Raw genomic sequence first — 17416 nt, forward strand, 5'->3', positions numbered from 1 at the left:
GATGTTCCTCCATCGCAATTGGGTTTTTGCAAAAAGTCCATCATTGCCAATTTCATGTGTGCGCTATCGTCCAGGCAGAAAGCCTTGGGCGCGGACATGATCGCACGAATGGGGTCGGCGGCGCAGGCTGAATGTCACAATGCGGCTGGGATGCCAGCGTGGCGACTTCACAAGCCTGCGACGCGGGCGCCTGAGGCTGCTGCCCGCGGCATGATGAGCCTCCTGTACAGCGCGCCGTAGCAGGCGGCCGACAGGTCCCAGCTGTAGGACTTGGCCATCGCGCTGGCGCGCATGGCGTTGAGTCGATCCTTGGCGCGATAGGCGTCGAAGGCGCGCCTGACGCCGCCAAGGAAGGATTCCGCCGACGGTTGGGCGAACAGGAAGCCGGTCTCGCCATCGGCGATGGTCTCCGCAAGCCCGCCGGTCTGGTGGCCGATCGGTAGCGAGCCGAAGCGCTGCGCGTACATCTGGCTGAGGCCGCAGGGCTCGAAGCGCGACGGCATCAGGGTGAAATCGCTGCCGGCGAAGATCCGGCGCGCCTGGGCGTCGTTGAAGCCGATGATGACGCCGATCGCGTCGGGCCGGCGCCGGTGCGCGGCCACCAGCGCGTCCTCGATCGCGGGTTCGCCGCTGCCGGTGACGACGATCTGTCCGCCGTCCTTGATGATCTCGTCGGCGGCCGACAGCACGAGGTCGACGCCTTTCTGATGCACGAGCCGCGCAACCAGGCCGAAGATCGGCCCGCGCGAGACCGCAAGGCCGAACTGCCGGCGGACATAGTCCGCATTGGCCTGCTTGCCCTTCCAGTCGCCGGCGCCGAACGGCTGGGCGAGCTGTGCGCAGTGGCGCGGGTCCCAGCTCTCGTCGATGCCGTTGAGGATGCCGGTCAGCTGGTCGGCGTCGGAGCGGATGCGCAGCAGGCCCTCAAGCCCACAGCCGAGCTCGGCGGTGGTGATCTCCCTCGCATAGGTCGCGCTGACCGTGGTCAGATGCGAAGCGTAGACGAGGCCGCCCTTGAGGAAGGACAGCTTGTCGTAGAACTCCAGCCCGTCGATGTGGAATGAGCTTTCCGGTGCGCCGATCCGCCGCAGCGAGGCCTTCGGAAACAAGCCCTGATAGGCGAGATTGTGGATGGTCAGGATCGACGGAATCCGCGCGTTGCGCCACGCGAGGTAGGCGGGTGTGAGCGCGGCCTGCCAGTCGTTGGCGTGAACGAGGTCCGCTGCCCAATTCTTGTCCAGCGTTCCGGCTGCAAGTTCGGCAGCGGCGGAGGCAAAGCGGCCGAAGCGGATGTCGTTGTCGGGCCAGTCGCGGCCAGCTTCGTCGCCATAGGGATTGCCCGGCCGGTCGTAGAGCTGCGGACACAGCAGCACGTAGACCGGCAGCCCGTCCTTGGTCGATGCACGCCCGAGCGTGCAGCCCGGCATCTCGGCGAGTGCCTCGCATTGTCCAACGATTTCAATATGCGTGAACTGTTCGACCACGTCCCGGTAGCCGGGAAGCATGATCCTGACGTCGCTCCAGGGGCGGAGCGCCCGGGGAAGTGCAGCGGAAACGGCGCCGAGCCCGCCCACGCGGACGAAATCGTCCATCTCCGTCGTGACGAATAAGACCTTCAACAAGCGCCCTCGTTCCAGCCCGTGACAGAGCTATGCAAGATCGGGTCCAATCTGCCTTTGAGTAAAATGCAAGACGGCCCGCGGTCCCGGTCTGGACGAGACGCTTTCCCGTCAGGGCGGCTCACTTTAGGGTCGCGCGACGCCGAACAACGGAAACGACGAAGCTGGAGGAAGCCTTGGCAACGACAATAGCCGCCGACGATGAGGGGAATTTGACACGGAGCTTTGACGGCCTTCGCGTGCTCGATTTTTCGACCACGATCGCCGGACCTCATTGCACGCGGATGCTCGCCGACATGGGCGCGGAGGTGATCAAGATCGAGCCCGCCGAAGGCGAGACGATGCGGACGCGGCCGCCGGTGCGCAACCATTGCTCGACGGCGTTCGGCCAGCTCAATATCGGCAAGCACAGCCTGGTGCTCGACCTGAAGTCGCCGGCCGGCGTCGAAGCCGTGCGTAGGCTGATCGCGACCGCCGACGTGCTGGTGGAGAATTTCCGCCCCGGCGTGATGCGGCGGCTGAAGCTCGATTATGCCTCGATCCGCGACATCAATCCGAAGCTGATCTTTTGCTCGATCTCCGGCTACGGCCAGACCGGCCCATCGGCGGAATTGCCGGCCTATGCGCCGGTGATCCATGCCGCCTCGGGCTACGAGATGGCGCATCTCGCCTACCAGCCGGGCCGCACCCGGCCGGATTATTGCGGCATCTACCATGCCGACGTGCTGACCGGGGTCTACGCTTTCGGCGCGATCTCGGCGGCGCTCTATCAGCGCGGTGCCAGCGGCAGGGGTCAGCATATCGACGTCTCGATGCTGGAATCGATGCTGAGCCTGACCCTGAACGAGTTGCAGTGGTCGCAATTCGAGGTGAAGCAAACCCAGCGGCCGATGTTCGGCCCGATCGAGACCGCCAACGGTTACGTGATGGTGGCGATCGCCAGCGAGAAGACGTTCCAGAACCTGATGCAGGTGATCGGCCGGCCGGAATGGGTGTCCGATCCGCGCTTCGCCAAATATTCCGATCGGCGGGACAACTGGGCGAGCCTGATGGAGGGCGTCGAGGCGTGGTCGCGCGCGGTCAGCACGCAGGCCTGTCTTGCCGCGCTCAATGAATATGGCGTGCCGTCGTCGGCCTATCGCACCGTGCGCGAGGCGCTCGCCGATCCGCAAATTGCCCATCGCGGCGCACTGGCCGAGGTCGAGGACGGCGGCGGCAGTTTCAAGGTGCTCAATCTGCCGTTCCGGATGTCCGGCGCGGCGGTTGGCGCGCGCAAGCGGATGTCGACGCTCGGCGAGCACACACGATCTTATCTGAAGGAGATCGGGCTCTCCGACGATCAGATCGCAGGCTTCGCAGCGCAACCGGCAAAGACGGCGCGCAGCTAGAGCATGATCCGGGCCTGGAAGGCCGCATTGGCGCAAAGGGGATATCGGCCCGACGGTTCGGACTCAAACCGGTCGACGAGATCACGATGCCGGTCCGCGTGATCGCATCGTGATCTGCCTGCGGCTTTTCATCCGTTTTACGGTCTTGTCGCGCGCGGCGATTCCGGACAAGCTGCGGCCCGACATACGATGATCCGGAACACCGGACGTCGCCCATTTGGGAGGGAGCATCGATGAAGCTGGCCGGGCGCGCGCACGCAGTTGCGCGCATATTTCTTGTGGCGGGATTAGGTGCAGCGGCGTTCGCTGCACCGGCCCATGCGCAAAAGCAGGGCGGTACGCTCACCGTCGGCCAGGAGCTGGACATCGCGGGCTTCGACCCGCTCAAGGTCGGCGTCTACGACACGTCGGCCAACACCGCGGCAGCCGCGATCTTCGACACGCTGATGACGCTCGACGAGAAGGGCGAGCCGAAGCCGAAGCTCGCGCTGTCCTGGGAGCATGCCGAGGACTTCAAGACCTGGACCATCAAGCTGCGGCCCGGCGTCAAATTCCACGACGGCACCCCGTTCAATGCACAGGCGGTGAAGGAGAACTTCGACCGCCAGAAGGATCCGGCCAACAAGTGCCGTTGCGCCTTCTACATCACCAGCATCAAGAGTGTGGATGTCATCGATGACCTCACGGTGCGCTACAATTTCACCGACCCGTCGGTGAACTTTCCGGCGACGCAGTCGATCCAGAGTTCCAACAATGTGATGCAGTCGCCGACCGCGTGGAAGACCAAGGGCGATGATTACAATCGCAACCCGGTCGGCACCGGTCCCTACATCCTGAAATCCTGGAACGCCGGCGATCGCATGGTGCTGGAGAAGAATCCGGACTACTGGGACAAGGGCAAGCCCTACCTCGACCGCATCATCCTGAAGCCGTTGCCGGACGCGCAGTCGCGCTTCGCTTCGCTGCAATCGGGCGAGGCCGACATCGTCTGGGACGACGAGGCCGACGCCGACAACATTATCAAGGCGCGCAAGGACACCAGTCTAACCGTGCATACGTATGAAGGCTCGGGGGCTGCAGTCGCTGCCTTCAACACCAAGGTCCCGCCGTTCGACGATGTGCGTGTGCGCCAGGCGCTGGTGATGGCGCTCGACCGCAACAAGATGTCGCAAGCGATTACCAATGGCCTGGCGCGACCGGCCAGCAATCCGTACGGCGACGGGTCCTGGGTGAAGTGCAAGGATGACGGCGCGCTGCCCTACGATGTCGAAAAGGCCAAAGCGTTGATCAAGGACTACGGCAAGCCGGTTGAGTTCAAGATGCTGGTCACGGCGACGCCGCGCGGCCGTACCGGCGGTCAGGTATTGCAGCAATTCTGGAAGCGCATCGGCGCCAACATGGAGATCGAGCAGGTCGATCAGGCGACCATTCCGCCGCGCGCCTTCATGCGCCAATTCCAGCTGACGCCGTGGCGCATCGTCGATCTCGCCGATCCCGATCCGCAGATGTACGCCAATTTCCACACCGGCAGCCCGGTCGCGCTGGCGAATTACTCCAATCCGGAGCTCGACCGGCTGCTCGAGCATGCGCGAACCACCGCCGACGTCGCCCAGCGTACCGAGGACTATTGCGCGATCAGCCGCCTGATCAACAAGGAGGCGATCTGGTTCTGGACCTTCCAGAACACCTATTACGCGATCTCGAGCGTGAAGGTGAAGGGCGTGCCGAAAATGTTCAACGGGGTGCTCGACGTCTCCTACGCCTGGAAGGAATAGCGTTTCATGCTGTTCTTCGTCGCGCGCAGGCTCCTGTACCTGGTACCGGTGCTGATCGCGGTTTCGGTTCTCACCTTCGTGATCGCCTCGCTGTTGCCCGGCGATCTGGCGTACGTGATCCTCGGCGACCAGGCGACGCCTGAGAATGTCGCGGCCCTGCGTCACGACTTGGGGCTCGATCAGCCGATCTGGCTGCGCTATCTCGGCTGGCTTTGGCACATCCTGCAGGGTGATTTCGGACGATCCTTCCGCACCGGGCAGACAGTGTGGCAGGCGGTCAGCGAGCGCGTCCCGGTCTCGTTCGAGCTGATGATCCTCGCCGAGCTGATCGGGCTTGCGATCGGCGTGCCGCTGGCGATCGCCTGCGCCGCCAAGGCGGGCTCCGCGTTCGACCGCTTCATGACCGGCTCGGCTTTCGGCATGCTGTCGGTGCCGACCTTCCTGTCCGCGATCCTGCTGATCTACTTGTTTGCGGTCGAGCTGCGCATGTTGCCGGCGACGGGCTACGTGCCGTTCACTGAGGACCCCGTCGCCAATCTGCGCTTCATGGTGCTGCCGGCGCTGACGCTCGGGCTTGCGGAATGGCCGGGTATCATGCGCGTGCTGCGCTCCGACATGATCGCAGCGCTTCAGGAGGACTACATCGCGCTCGCAAAGGCGAAGGGTCTGAAGCCCTCCCGAATCCTGTTCGTGCACGCGCTAAAGCCGTCCTCGCTGACCCTCGTCACCATCACCGGCATCAATATCGGCCGCTTGATCGGTGGCGCCGTGATCGTCGAATCGATCTTCGCATTGCCGGGGATCGGCCGCCTCCTCGTCGGCGCGATCTATACCCGCGACCTCATCATCCTGCAGGGCGTGGTGCTGCTGGTCGCGGCGGGCTTCGTGATCATGAACTTCATCGTCGACTTGCTTTACGCCGTGCTCGACCCGAGGATCCGCCATGGCCACGCTTGAGCTCAGCCTCGACGAGACCGAAGCGACGCCGGTGCGGCGCAGGCGCCGGCTCGGCGTGCTGTTCTGGTGCGCGATCGGCTGGATGGTGCTGGTGTTCGCGGTCGCGATCTTCGCCGACCTGCTGCCGCTGCCGAGCCCGACCGACATGGACATGCTGGAGCGGCGGGCGCCGATCTCGGCCGAGCATTGGCTCGGCACCGACGGCCTCGGCCGGGACGAACTGTCGCGGCTGATCTATGGCGCACGCATCTCGCTGATCGTCGGCCTATGCGCACCCATGATCGGCGTCACCATCGGCGGCGCGCTCGGCATGCTCGCCGGCTATTTCCGCGGCCGGTTCGAATCCTTCGTGGTCGGCAGCATGGATGTGCTGCTGGCATTCCCGCCGCTGATCCTGGCACTTGCGGTCACCGCCTATCTCGGCCAGTCGATCTTCAACCTGACCTGCATCCTCGGCGTGCTCGGCATTCCCGCCTTCATGCGGGTCGCGCGGGCGGCGACGCTGACACTGGCACGGCGCGAATTCGTCATCGCGGCGCAAGCGCTCGGTGCCACCCATGCGCGCATCCTGCTGCGCGAGCTGCTGCCCAACGTGCTGTTGCCGCTCATCGCCTTCTTCCTGCTCGGCGTCGCCGTCACCATCGTGGTCGAGGGCTCGCTCTCCTTCCTCGGCCTCGGCGTGCCGCCGCCGATCTCGAGCTGGGGCAGCATGATCGGGGAGGGACGCGAAAGCCTCGAGGTAGCGCCGCAGCTCGCCTTCATTCCGGCGATTGCGATGTTCCTGACGGTGCTTTCGTTCAACCTGATCGGCGACACGATGCGTGCGCTGACCGACCCGAGGCAGGGTGCGCTATGAACGGTGCGCTGCTTTCGGTCGAGGACGCGGTGGTCGACCTGCCGACGCCGCGCGGCAATCTGCGGGCGGTGGATCATGTCGATCTCGCCGTAGGCGCCGGCAGGACGCTCGGCATTGTCGGCGAATCCGGCTGCGGCAAGACCATGCTGTCGCGCGCGATCCTGCAACTGCTGCCCAGGAAGGCGAAACTGTCCGGCCGCGTGATATTCGACGGGCAGGATCTCACGACGCTGTCGGCGGAGAAATTGCGCAAGCTGCGCGGCCGCTCGCTCGCGGTCGTGTTCCAGGATCCCATGACCTCGCTCAACCCGGTGCTGACCATCGGCACCCAGCTGATCGAGACCATCCAGGAACATCTGGAGCTCGATCTGGCCCAGGCCAGGCAGCGCAGCGTCGAGTTGCTGACGGCGGTCGGCATCCCCGCGCCCGAGCAGCGGCTGACCCAATATCCGCATCAGCTGTCCGGCGGCATGCGCCAGCGCGTCGCGATCGCGGTGGCGCTGTCCTGCGAGCCAAAACTCCTGATCGCCGACGAGCCGACCACCGCGCTCGACGTCACGATCCAGGCGCAGATCCTGGATCTGCTCGCGCGCGAGCAGCAGCGCCGGCATATGGCGATGATCATCATCACGCATGACCTCGGCGTAGTCGCAGGCCGCACCGACGAGGTCGCGGTGATGTATGCGGGGCGCGTCGTCGAGCGCGCGCCGACGCCGGCCTTGTTCAAGCAAATGCGGATGCCCTATACCGAGGCGCTGCTCGCCGCGTTGCCGAAGCTCGACGTGCCGCCGCATACGCCGCTGCCGGCAATCTCGGGACGGCCGCCGGATCCGACCCGGCCGCTGAAAGGCTGCTCGTTCTCGCCGCGCTGCCGCTATTCCGCCGGGCGCTGCAGCACGGAAAAGCCGCGGCTCAGTCCGGCCGAGACACTGGAGCATCTCTATGCGTGCTTCCATCCGATCGCGGCGGGGAGCGGCGCGTGATGTTGCAGGCCGCATCCGATCCGCTGATGAAGGTGGAAAACCTCGTCGTCGAGTATTCGGTGGGGGGCAAGACCATCCACGCCGTCTCCGATGTCAGCCTCGAGATCGCCCGCGGCGAGACGCTGGGGCTGGTCGGTGAGTCCGGCTGCGGCAAGTCCACGCTCGGCCGCGCCGTGCTGCAATTGCGGCAGGCCGTCTCCGGCAAGGTGCTGTTCGACGGCCACGATCTCACCACCCTGAAGGGCGAGTCGCTGCGCAAGATGCGCCGGCGCGTGCAGTTGATCTTTCAGGACCCGATTGCCTCGCTCAATCCGCGGCGCCGGATCGGTGACATCGTCGCCGAGCCGCTGGTGATCGCGGGCGTTAGGGATCCCGAGGAGCGCAAGCGGCGCGTCAGCGAGGTGCTGTCGGCGGTCGGGCTCGATCCCACGCTGGTGAGCGGACGCCTGCCGCATGAATTCTCCGGCGGACAATGCCAGCGCATCTGCATCGCCCGCTCGCTGGTGCTCAATCCGGAATTCGTGATCTGCGACGAGCCGGTGTCCGCGCTCGACGTCTCGATCCGCGCCCAAATCCTCAATCTGCTGGAGGAGATGAAGGCGCGCTACGGCCTGACCCTGCTGTTCATCGCCCACGACCTCGCCGTGGTGAAGGCGGTCTCGGATCGCGTCGCGGTGATGTATCTCGGCCGGCTCTGCGAGGTCGGTCCGTCGGAGCAGCTGTTTGCGCGGCCGGCGCATCCTTATACCGCGCTGCTTATCGAAGCGATCCCGGTGCCGGATCCGGATGTCCGGCCGACCATGAGCGTGCCGGTTGGCGAGCCGCCATCGCCGATCGCGCCGCCGTCGGGCTGCCGCTTCCGCACCCGCTGCCCGCGGGCCGATGCGCGCTGCGCCAGCGAAGTGCCGGAACTGCGCGTGGTTGCGCCCGGCCAGTTCGCCGCTTGCCATCATCCGCTGATCTGACTAGTCACGCCCCTGAACAGTGGTGCGTTGGCCTTCGCGCGAGCTGCATGGCGGCTTGCTCGTAAATGCGGTCTTGAGCGTTTGTCCCGGGCGGGCAGGCGTGGCAAGGTCCGCCGCAAGAACAAGCTTCGGGAGAACAGCGATGAAGAGTTTCCAGGTCGTCGATTTCAACGCCCCTTTGAAAGAGGTCGATCAGCCGACGCCGCAGCCGTCGGGCACGCAGGTGCTGATCAAGGTGAAGGCCGCCGGCGTCTGCCACAGCGACCTGCACATCTGGGAGGGCGGCTATGATCTCGGCCATGGCCGCAAGCCGCTGTCGCTGAAGGACCGCGGCGTCTCGCTGCCGCGCACGATGGGCCATGAGACGGTCGGCGAGATCGTCGCCTTCGGGCCGGATGTGAAGGACGCCGACAAGGGCGGCCTCAAGGTCGGCGACGTCACGCTGGCGTATCCGTGGCTCGGCTGCGGAAAATGCCCGACCTGCCTCGGCGGCGACGAGAACATGTGCGCGATCAAGCCGAATGCGCTCGGCGTCTACTGCGACGGCGGCTATGCCGATCACATGACGGTGCCGCATCCGAAATATCTGCTCAATCTCAAGGGGCTCGATCCCGTCACGGCCGCGCCCTACGCCTGCTCTGGGGTCACGACCTACAGCGCGCTGAAGAAGGTCGAGAAGGATCTCGACACCCCGATCGTGATCTTCGGGGCCGGCGGTCTCGGCCTGATGGCGCTCTCGCTGTTGAAGGCGATGGGCGGCAAGGGCGCGATCGTGGTCGATATCGACGCCAGGAAGCGCGAGGCAGCCGAGGCGGCCGGTGCACTCGCCACCGTCGACGGCAAAGCGCCCGACGCGCTGGAGCAGCTCATCAGGAAGGCGGGTCAGCCGATCCGCGCCGCGATCGACCTGGTCGGCAACGCCCAGACCTCGCAGCTCGGCTTCGACTGCCTGACCAAGGGCGGCAAGCTCGTGATCGTCGGCCTGTTCGGCGGCGGCGCGACCTGGGCGCTGCCGCTGATCCCGATCAAGGCGGTCACCATCCAGGGTAGCTATGTCGGCAATCTGCGCGAGACGCAGGAGCTGCTCGATCTGGTGCGGACCAAGAAGATTCCGGCGATCCCGGTCACGCCGATGCCGCTGGCAAAGGCGAACGAGGCGCTGACCAATCTGCAAAAGGGCCAGCTGGTCGGCCGCGCCGTGCTGACGCCGTAGTTGCTGCCGTCATTGCGAGCGAAGCAATCCATGCCGCAGCGCCGGGATAGATGGATTGCTTCATCACTTCGCTTCCCGCAATGACAAGTGGCCCTTTCCCAGATGTCTTGAGGAATCCCGATGTCCGCCAACGACGCACTCCACATCGCGGTTCTCGGTGGCGATGGCATCGGCCCCGAGGTGATGGCGCCGGCACTCGAGGTGCTGCGCAAGATCGAGGCCTCGGCCGGCCTCAAATTCCGCTTCACCGAGGCGCCGGCCGGTGCCGGCCATTACCAGCAGACCGGCAAGTCGATGCCGGAGAGCACAATCCGGCTGTGCGAGGAGGCCGACGCGATTCTGCTCGGCGCCTGTGGCCTGCCGTCGGTGCGCTATCCTGATAACACCGAGATCGCACCGCAGATCGAGCTGCGGATGATCTTCGATCTCTATGCCGGCGTGCGGCCCGCGCGATTGATCCCGGGCGTGCCGAGCACGATCGTCGGCGCCGATCAGAAGGGCATCGACCTCGTCGTGATCCGGGAATCGACCGAAGGCCTGTTCGCCTCGATGGGCAAGGGCGTCGTCACCGACAGCGAGGCGCGCGAGACCATGGTGATCACGCGCCGGACCTCGGAGCGGCTGTTCGCGTTCTCGTTTCGGCTTGCCGAACGCCGCAAGGCGCGCGGCCGCGTCGGCGGCGGGCTGACCTGCGTCGACAAGGCGAACGTGTTCAAGGCGTTCGCGTTCTTCCGGAGCATCTTCGACGAGACCGCGCAGCGTCATCCCGACGTCAGGGCCGATCACCTCTACATCGACGCGGCTGCGGCTGCGCTGGTGAAGCGCCCGTGGGACTTCGACGTCATGGTGACCGAGAACATGTTCGGCGACATCCTATCCGACCTCACCGCCGGCCTGATCGGCGGCATGGGCATGGCGCCGTCGGCCGACATCGGCGACCGCTACGCGGTGTTTCAGCCGTGTCACGGCACGGCGCCCGACATCATGGGGCAGGGCAAGGCCAACCCGACTGCGATGATCCTGTCGGCAGCGATGATGCTGGACTGGCTCGCCGACAAGCACGGCCTCGAGAGCGCCGCTGAAGCCGCCGAAGGAATCGAGCGCGCGGTCGACAAGGTCTATGCCGGCGGCATCAAGCCGTTCGAATTTGGCGGCAGCAACGGCACGGCCGATGTTGCGAAGGCCGTGCTGGCGGCGCTCTAATGCGAAAAAGGAGGGGGCCGAAGCCCCCTCGCTGACGATTAGCGCCTGTGTCCACCGTGATGTCCACCACCGTGATGGCCGCCACCGTGATGGCCGCCGTGATGACGGTACCCGTGATGATGGCGGGGGTAGACGTGTGGACGATGATGCCATCCGTGATGGCGCGGTCCGTAGCCGTAGCCCGGTTGCCAGTAGCAGCGGCCCCAGCGATCGCAGACCTGGCGTACCTTGTCGACATTGGACGTTTCGCCTGCGATGTGGCTGGCCTGTGGCAGCCCGTTCGGCATCGCCGATGCCGCACCGGACATCAACGCTGCGCTTGCGAGCGCGGCCAGTCCAATAATTGCAAGCTTGATATTCATTGAGATCTCCTTGGTTGAAGCCTGAAAACGTCCATGCGGCCGCTTCGTTGCTGCGACAAAAAGCCAGGCAGGTGCACTCGGTTCTGGCGATGCCGGTTCAACGCAGCAAATGCGGGAGTTGTGAGGTCGCTCCATGCGCGGGCGACAATTGGCCGCGCGACAGAATGGCGGCGGGTCGCGCTCGCAAGCGCTGCATGAGATGTGCAGCCGAAGCGGGAACCGGAACGGCCCGCGCGCAAAACCTTGCCTGCCGCGGCCAAAGAAAAAGCGCTGCCATCGCCGATGGCAGCGCTTCGATATCTTCCCGGTTCGACCGGCGCGTGGCGATCCCAATGACCGGTCGCGGCCGATCCGCTCGCTCTGGTCGATCGCGTTCGCGGTGTTGCGATCGTACCTGTGCTGCCGTTCAGTCTTCGTTGGCGGCGATCGATTCCATCAGCGACACCAGTTGGCGCTGCACGGTCTGATCCTTGATCTTGCTGTAGGCGCGCAGCAACCGGAGGCTGAACGCGCTGTCGAGGAACAGCAGGCTCTCGACTTCGCGGGCCTTGTTGTCGCCGTCGTAGAAGAAGGTCACCGGCACGTCCAGCGCGCTCGCGATTTGCTGAAGGCGAGCGGCGCCGACACGATTCACGCCCTTCTCGTACTTCTGAACCTGCTGGAAGCTGACGCCCAGCTTGTCGCCGAGTTCCGCCTGCGAGATCTTCTGCTCGACACGGCGCAAACGAATCCGCTTGCCCAACTCGATGTCCGGCTTGCCGGCGCTGCGCTGCTTCATCTTCTTTGCTGCTGATCTGTTCATTCTTGTGACCCGTCCTTCAAATCGAGAATCCCTGGCCCGGTCGGGTCAGGGACACGTTCATGATGTACCGCGTTAAGCTCGAGTGGATCGTCAGTTCGTCTGAACGACGAAATCCAAGAAGATCGCGGGATGGTATCCAGACGCACATGCGCATTGGAAGCACCCAAGTACCGACTCGGTCGACTACCTGTAGTCGACCGCGCCAAGGTGTCTGTCGACACCCCGCCCTCTACATTTGGCAAAATATTGACCAAACCACAACTAGCGCGAGTTTGATCGACACAGATTTTGCGCGCATGCTTACTGGGCGGCATTGCACTCGCCCGTAGTTCTACGGGCAGCCAATATTGTACGAGCGTCCTAGTATGGATGCAACCCCAGCTAGTGCATCCTGAGGTCGCGGCGACGGTCTGCGGTTGCTTGACTGAATCGCCGCCAATGCGAAAAGTTTGACGTAAGTCCAAGTCAGGCTTTCGGAATGTTGCTGGACAATTGCCTAAAAGTTCTGAATCATCGGGAACAATTGTGCGCCTACGGAAAGCCGGCGAACTCTGGCAGGAGAGGCCAAATGAAGCGGAAGAGGGGAACACCTCGACTCTACCTCGCGGCTTCGGGAGTGGAAGATATGCCGGTCGCAAATACGGAAGAACGGTTGCTGGCGCTGCTGGCAACCCTGGAGGAATGTCAGGCATTTCTGACTGACCGGGCGAACACGGAAACGGCGCGGCTGTTGTCCCTTGCCATCCTCGAGCTTCGGATGGAGCTGCACAAGGTGACGGATTCCGAGTTGAAGGCGCTGTGTGACATGATCGCGTCGGACGAGCCGGTGCAGGAACCGGCGACCAGGCAGTTGCCGCCGTATCTGCGGCTTATCAAGTAAGCGCGCGCCCCGCGCCATGCGCGGGACGCTGCCGGCCCTGTGCCGCGTGGCTCAGCCCGCGGTCACGTCGACCGCCTCGGTGCCTTCGAGCACACGACGCGCCTTGTCCCGGTCCAGGTCACCTTCCCATGCCGCGACCACGACGGTGGCGACGCAGTTGCCGATCAGATTGCCGACGGCGCGTGCCATGCCGATGAACCAGTCAACCGAGAGCACCAGCACGAGGCCGATCGCCGGGATGCTCGGCACCGCATTGAGCGTCGCCGCCAGGATGACGATCGCCGAGCCCGGCACGCCATGCGCGCCCTTCGAGGTGATCAGCGACACGCCGAGCACCAGCAGCAGGTCGCCGAACGACAGCGGTGTGTTGGTCGCCTGCGCGATGAAGACCACCGCAAGCGTCAGATAGATCGAGAATGCATCGAGGTTGAACGAATAGCCGGTCGGAATCACGAGGCCGACCACCGAATCCTTGACGCCGAAATGCTCCAGCTTGCGCATCACCTGCGGCAGCACCGCGTCGGAGGACGCGGTGGCGACCACGATCATCAGCTCCTCGCGCAGGTAGCCGAGGAACTTGAGGATGTTGATGCCGGCCAGCGCCATCACGGCGCCAAGCACGCCGAGCACGAAGATCGCGACCGAGACGTAGAACAGCGCCACCAGCGACAGCAGCTGCTTCAGCGAGCCGACGCCGTATTTGCCGACCGTGTAGGCGACGGCGCCGAGCACGCCGATCGGTGCAAAGCGCACGATCAGGCCCATGGCGCGGAACAGCACGGTGGAGACCGCGTCGATGAACGAGGAGATTTTCTCACCCTTCTCGCCGCCGACCAGCGCCAGGCTGACGCCGAAGATGATGGCGAAGAACAGCACCTGCAGCACGTCGTTGCGCGACAGCGCGTCGAACGAGGTGGTCGGGATGATGTTGAGCAGGAAGCTGCCGATGCCTTCGCCCTTCAGCTTCTGCGCGTTGCTGGCATAGCTGCCGAGCGCCTTGGCATCCAGCGTCGAGGTATCGATGTTCATGCCGTGACCGGGCCCGAACAGGTAGGCCAGGATCAAGCCGACCACGAGCGCGACCGTCGTCATCGCCTCGAAATACACCAGCGCCTTGACGCCGACGCGTCCGACCTTCTTGAGGTCGCCGGCGCCGGCGATGCCATGCACCACCACGCAGAACACGATCGGCGCCACGATCATCGAGATCAGTTTCAGGAAGGCATCGCTGAAGATCTTCAACCCGATCGCGAAATCGGGCGCCGCCATGCCGATGATGATGCCGAGCAGCAGCGCGACGAGCACCTGCACGAACAGCGATGTGTAGAGCGGCTTGCGTGCAACTGTAGCGTTCGCGGCGATGGTCGACATGAACTCCCCCTGTCTTTGGCCGGTGTTCCTGCCGGCCGATCCCGCCCCATCTTAGCAACTTGCGTGCCAAGATGTCGCAGGATCGGGGGCCATTTGCCCCCTCAGTCGCCGGTTTCGAGGGTGCTGGTCACCGTGTAGACGACGCCGTGGGGCAGGAAATCCACCGTGGCCTCGCCGCCGAGCTGGTCGCGGGCGCTGCGCTCGATCAGGCGGGAGCCGAAGCCGCGCTGCACCGGCGCCGCGACCGGTGGGCCGCCGGCCTCCGTCCAGATTATCCGGAGCATCGGTCCGGGGCTCTCGCTGAGGATTTCCCAGTCCAGCGTCACCGTGCCGGTGTCGTTGGACAGCGCGCCATATTTGGCGGCGTTGGTCGCCATCTCATGGAGGAGCATCGACAGCACCAAGGCAAGCCGGGGCGACAGCGGCACGCGGGGTCCGAACATCCTGACCCGTTCGGAGGCGTTCAGCAGATAGGGCCGCAGCACGCGGCTGATCACGTCCTGCAGGTCGGAGCCCTGCCATTTGTCGGTCGAGAGCAGATTGTGCGCCTCGGCGAGCGCGCCGAGCCGTCCCTCGAACTTGTCGCGCTCGGCACGGCTCGCGCTGCGGAAGGTTTGTGTGGCGATCGATTGCAGGATCGCCAGCGTGTTCTTGACGCGGTGGTTGAGCTCCTCGATCAGGAGGTCGTGCAGCATCTCGCCGCGCGCGATCGTGGTTGCCATCCGCACCGCAAAGCCGAGGCCGACCAGGAGCAGGACGCCGCCGATCACGCTGGTGATCGCAAGCGAGCGCCACAGTGGCGCCACCAGCGAGTTCTCGGCGATCCCGGCGGCGACCGTCCAGCCCGTGACGCGCGATCGGGTGAAGCCCGTGATCAGCGCGACGCCTTCGAGCGAGACCGTCGGCAGTGTCGCCTCGCTACGGCGGAACATCTCGGTAAACAACGTTGGCGCGGCGCGCTGCCCGATGGTTGCCTGCGGATTCGGGACGCGGGCGAGGTTGATCCCGTCGCCGTCAAAGATCGAGATGGTCCAGTCCTGGTTCAGGCGCTGGCGCTCGATCATGGCCTGGAAGACCTCGATCGGCGGGCTGAAGGAGATGTCGTAGAGCACTTCTCCGTCGCGGATCACCGGCACCTCGACCGTGATGATCAGTTGCCGCTTCACCTCACCGAAGAACAGGTTGGAGTATTGCGGCTGCCGCGTCGTAAACACCTTCTCGACGATCTCGAGATTGTTGCGCGGCGGCAGGCTCGCGGTGTCCGGCGTCAGCGAGGAGAACGCCTGGCGTCCCCTGCGGTCGGCCACCAGCACCACGCCGTCCTTGCCGTACTGGTCGAGGAAGCCGGCCGCGACGCGGCGAAAATTGCCGAAATCGCTGTCGCGCAGCGAGTTGGTCAGCGCCAGCACCTGCAGCCCGCCGGTCATGCGCTGCATTTCCGCATCGAGCAGCAGGCGGATGCTGCGCGCCGTCTCCAGCACGCGCTGCGTGGCCGCCTGACGATCCCGCTGGTAATTGTGGAAGACGATCCCGACCGCGAAAATGAGCAGCGGCAACATCGTCCCCGCGACCAGAAGCGCGAGACGCGCTGGCAATGTCAGTTTCGGCACGATGTCCCCGGGTCGGTGCCCGTTTGCGGTGAGCTTAGGGGAAGCGGAAAAAGTCCGCCAAAGGAAATGACCGGCAATCTGAAAAATTCCGCGGCGCACACCGTGCGCCGCGGAAGAACCTTTGGTCAGAGATTGCTCTCGGTGATCGCGGCGTAGACCATGGTGCGAAGCTCGCGCCGCAGCGGATAGGCGCTCGACGGCAGCACCTGGGTCATGAAGATCGTGATCAGCTCCTCGGCCGGGTCGATGAAGAACGAGGTCGTCGCGGCGCCGCCCCAGTTGAATTCGCCCGGGCTGCCCGCGATCAGGGTCTGCGCCGGGTGCATGGTGACGGCGAAGCCGAGGCCGAAGCCGATGCCGTTATAGGCGGCCTCGGCGAACATCGAGCGCGACATGGCCGGCAGGTCGACGCCGCCGGGCAGATGGTTGCTGGCCATCAGCTTCAAGGTCTTCGGGCCGAGCAGCCGGACGCCGCCGAGCTCGCCGCCGTTGAGCAGCGCGCGGCAGAAGGTCAGATAGTCGGCCGCGGTCGAGCATAGCCCGCCGCCGCCGGAGACCAGCGAGGGCGGCGACAGGAACGAACTGGTCGCCGGATCGTCCTGCAGCGTCAGCGTGCCCTTGCGCTCGGCGGCGAGCGGGTTGAAGCCGCCCTGCGGGTCGGCGGAATAGCAGGCGGCAAAGCGGTGCGCCTTGTCTGAAGGCACGAAGAAGTCGGTATCGTTCATGCCGAGCGGCTTGAAGATCCGCTCCTTCAGGAACTGCTCGAATGGCATGGCTGAAATCTTGCCGACGAGATAGCCGAGCACGTCGGTGGAGACCGAGTAATTCCAGGCTTCACCCGGCGAGAACTCCAGCGGGATCTTCGCCAGGTCCTCGATCATGCTGTCGAGCGTGCCGGCCTTGATGACCTCGCCGATCTTCTTCTCGCGATAGGCGGCGTCGACATTGGAGCGCTGCTGGAAGCCGTAGGTGAGGCCCGAGGTGTGGCGCAGCAGGTCGACGATCAGCATCGGCCGCGTCGGCGGGCGGGTCAGGAAGGCGGGCGCGGTGCCGGCGACGAACACGCCGAGGTTCTTCCATTCCGGAATGTATTTGGCGACCGGCTCGTCGAGCGCGACCTTGCCTTCCTCGACCAGCATCATGAAGGCGACCGAGGTGATCGGCTTGGTCATCGAATAGATGCGGAAGATGGTGTCGTCCTTCACCGGCACCTTGCGCTCGAGATCGGCAAAGCCCTGGACGGTGGAATGCACGATCTTGCCGCGGCGGTAGATCAGGAGCTGGGTGCCGGGAAACCGGCCGGAATCGATGTAGCGGCTCTTCAGATGCGCTTCGAGGCGGTTGAGGGCGGTGGTCGACATTCCCGCGGATTCGGGCGAGGCAGGCGTGGGGGCTAACATCAGGCGTTTCTCCGGCTGGCAAGGCTGCCTTG

The 17416-nt window shown here is 64.9% G+C and carries 15 protein-coding genes; 9 read left to right on the forward strand and 6 right to left on the reverse strand.

Annotated features, from left to right (window positions below):
• Positions 1 to 167: 167 nt before the first annotated feature.
• A complete protein-coding gene (glgA, locus tag CO675_RS02240) occupies positions 168 to 1619 on the reverse strand; it encodes a glycogen synthase GlgA (protein ID WP_097670876.1) in 1452 nt (483 codons plus the stop codon).
• A gap of 176 nt (positions 1620 to 1795) precedes the next feature.
• On the opposite strand from glgA, the gene CO675_RS02245 reads away from it, so the two are divergent.
• From CO675_RS02245 to CO675_RS02280, 8 genes are all read left to right on the forward strand, one after another.
• On the forward strand, positions 1796 to 3007 hold the full coding sequence (locus tag CO675_RS02245) for a CaiB/BaiF CoA transferase family protein (RefSeq protein WP_245452602.1): 1212 nt from the start codon (positions 1796 to 1798) through the stop codon (positions 3005 to 3007).
• Between the two features lie 233 nt (positions 3008 to 3240).
• The gene (locus tag CO675_RS02250; protein WP_097670382.1) at positions 3241 to 4782 is read left to right on the forward strand and encodes an ABC transporter substrate-binding protein; all 1542 of its coding nucleotides are present in this window, start codon (positions 3241 to 3243) and stop codon (positions 4780 to 4782) included.
• Between the two features lie 6 nt (positions 4783 to 4788).
• Complete coding sequence (locus CO675_RS02255; RefSeq protein WP_097670383.1) at positions 4789 to 5739, forward strand: ABC transporter permease; 951 nt, start codon at positions 4789 to 4791, stop codon at positions 5737 to 5739.
• On the forward strand, positions 5726 to 6595 hold the full coding sequence (locus tag CO675_RS02260; protein ID WP_097670384.1) for an ABC transporter permease: 870 nt from the start codon (positions 5726 to 5728) through the stop codon (positions 6593 to 6595). The genes CO675_RS02255 and CO675_RS02260 overlap by 14 nt, the downstream gene beginning before the upstream one ends.
• Positions 6592 to 7578 carry an ABC transporter ATP-binding protein gene (locus CO675_RS02265; protein WP_097670385.1) on the forward strand — a complete coding sequence of 329 codons (987 nt, stop codon included), beginning with the start codon at positions 6592 to 6594 and terminating at the stop codon, positions 7576 to 7578. The genes CO675_RS02260 and CO675_RS02265 overlap by 4 nt, the downstream gene beginning before the upstream one ends.
• Positions 7578 to 8543, forward strand: a complete 966-nt coding sequence (locus CO675_RS02270) for an ABC transporter ATP-binding protein (protein ID WP_097670386.1) — start codon at positions 7578 to 7580, stop codon at positions 8541 to 8543. The genes CO675_RS02265 and CO675_RS02270 overlap by 1 nt, the downstream gene beginning before the upstream one ends.
• Before the next feature lie 142 nt (positions 8544 to 8685).
• Positions 8686 to 9756: an alcohol dehydrogenase gene (locus CO675_RS02275; protein ID WP_097670387.1), complete on the forward strand. Its 1071-nt coding sequence runs from the start codon at positions 8686 to 8688 to the stop codon at positions 9754 to 9756.
• A 120-nt stretch (positions 9757 to 9876) separates the two neighbouring features.
• Entirely contained in the window at positions 9877 to 10959 is a 1083-nt protein-coding gene (locus CO675_RS02280; RefSeq protein WP_097670388.1) for an isocitrate/isopropylmalate dehydrogenase family protein, read from the forward strand.
• A 38-nt stretch (positions 10960 to 10997) separates the two neighbouring features.
• Here the strand turns inward: CO675_RS02280 and CO675_RS40365 are convergent, their stop codons facing one another.
• Together CO675_RS40365 and CO675_RS02290 are read right to left on the reverse strand one after the other, a co-directional pair.
• Entirely contained in the window at positions 10998 to 11321 is a 324-nt protein-coding gene (locus CO675_RS40365) for a hypothetical protein (RefSeq protein ID WP_158231173.1), read from the reverse strand.
• 406 nt (positions 11322 to 11727) lie between these two features.
• Complete coding sequence (locus CO675_RS02290) at positions 11728 to 12123, reverse strand: helix-turn-helix domain-containing protein (RefSeq protein WP_094194089.1); 396 nt, start codon at positions 12121 to 12123, stop codon at positions 11728 to 11730.
• 568 nt (positions 12124 to 12691) lie between these two features.
• Here CO675_RS02290 and CO675_RS02295 point away from each other — a divergent pair.
• Positions 12692 to 13003, forward strand: a complete 312-nt coding sequence (locus tag CO675_RS02295; protein WP_143046883.1) for a hypothetical protein — start codon at positions 12692 to 12694, stop codon at positions 13001 to 13003.
• A gap of 51 nt (positions 13004 to 13054) precedes the next feature.
• Here the strand turns inward: CO675_RS02295 and CO675_RS02300 are convergent, their stop codons facing one another.
• The 3 genes from CO675_RS02300 to CO675_RS02310 form a co-directional block, all read right to left on the reverse strand.
• Positions 13055 to 14374 carry a dicarboxylate/amino acid:cation symporter gene (locus tag CO675_RS02300; RefSeq protein WP_097670391.1) on the reverse strand — a complete coding sequence of 440 codons (1320 nt, stop codon included), beginning with the start codon at positions 14372 to 14374 and terminating at the stop codon, positions 13055 to 13057.
• 101 nt (positions 14375 to 14475) lie between these two features.
• The gene (locus CO675_RS02305) at positions 14476 to 15933 is read right to left on the reverse strand and encodes a sensor histidine kinase (RefSeq protein WP_097670392.1); all 1458 of its coding nucleotides are present in this window, start codon (positions 15931 to 15933) and stop codon (positions 14476 to 14478) included.
• A gap of 176 nt (positions 15934 to 16109) precedes the next feature.
• Positions 16110 to 17384 (reverse strand): serine hydrolase domain-containing protein, encoded by a 1275-nt coding sequence (locus CO675_RS02310; protein ID WP_097670393.1) that lies wholly within the window; start codon positions 17382 to 17384, stop codon positions 16110 to 16112.
• Positions 17385 to 17416: the final 32 nt, after the last annotated feature.

Origin of the sequence: Bradyrhizobium sp. C9 (assembly GCF_002532045.1) — a bacterium.
GTDB lineage: Bacteria > Pseudomonadota > Alphaproteobacteria > Rhizobiales > Xanthobacteraceae > Bradyrhizobium.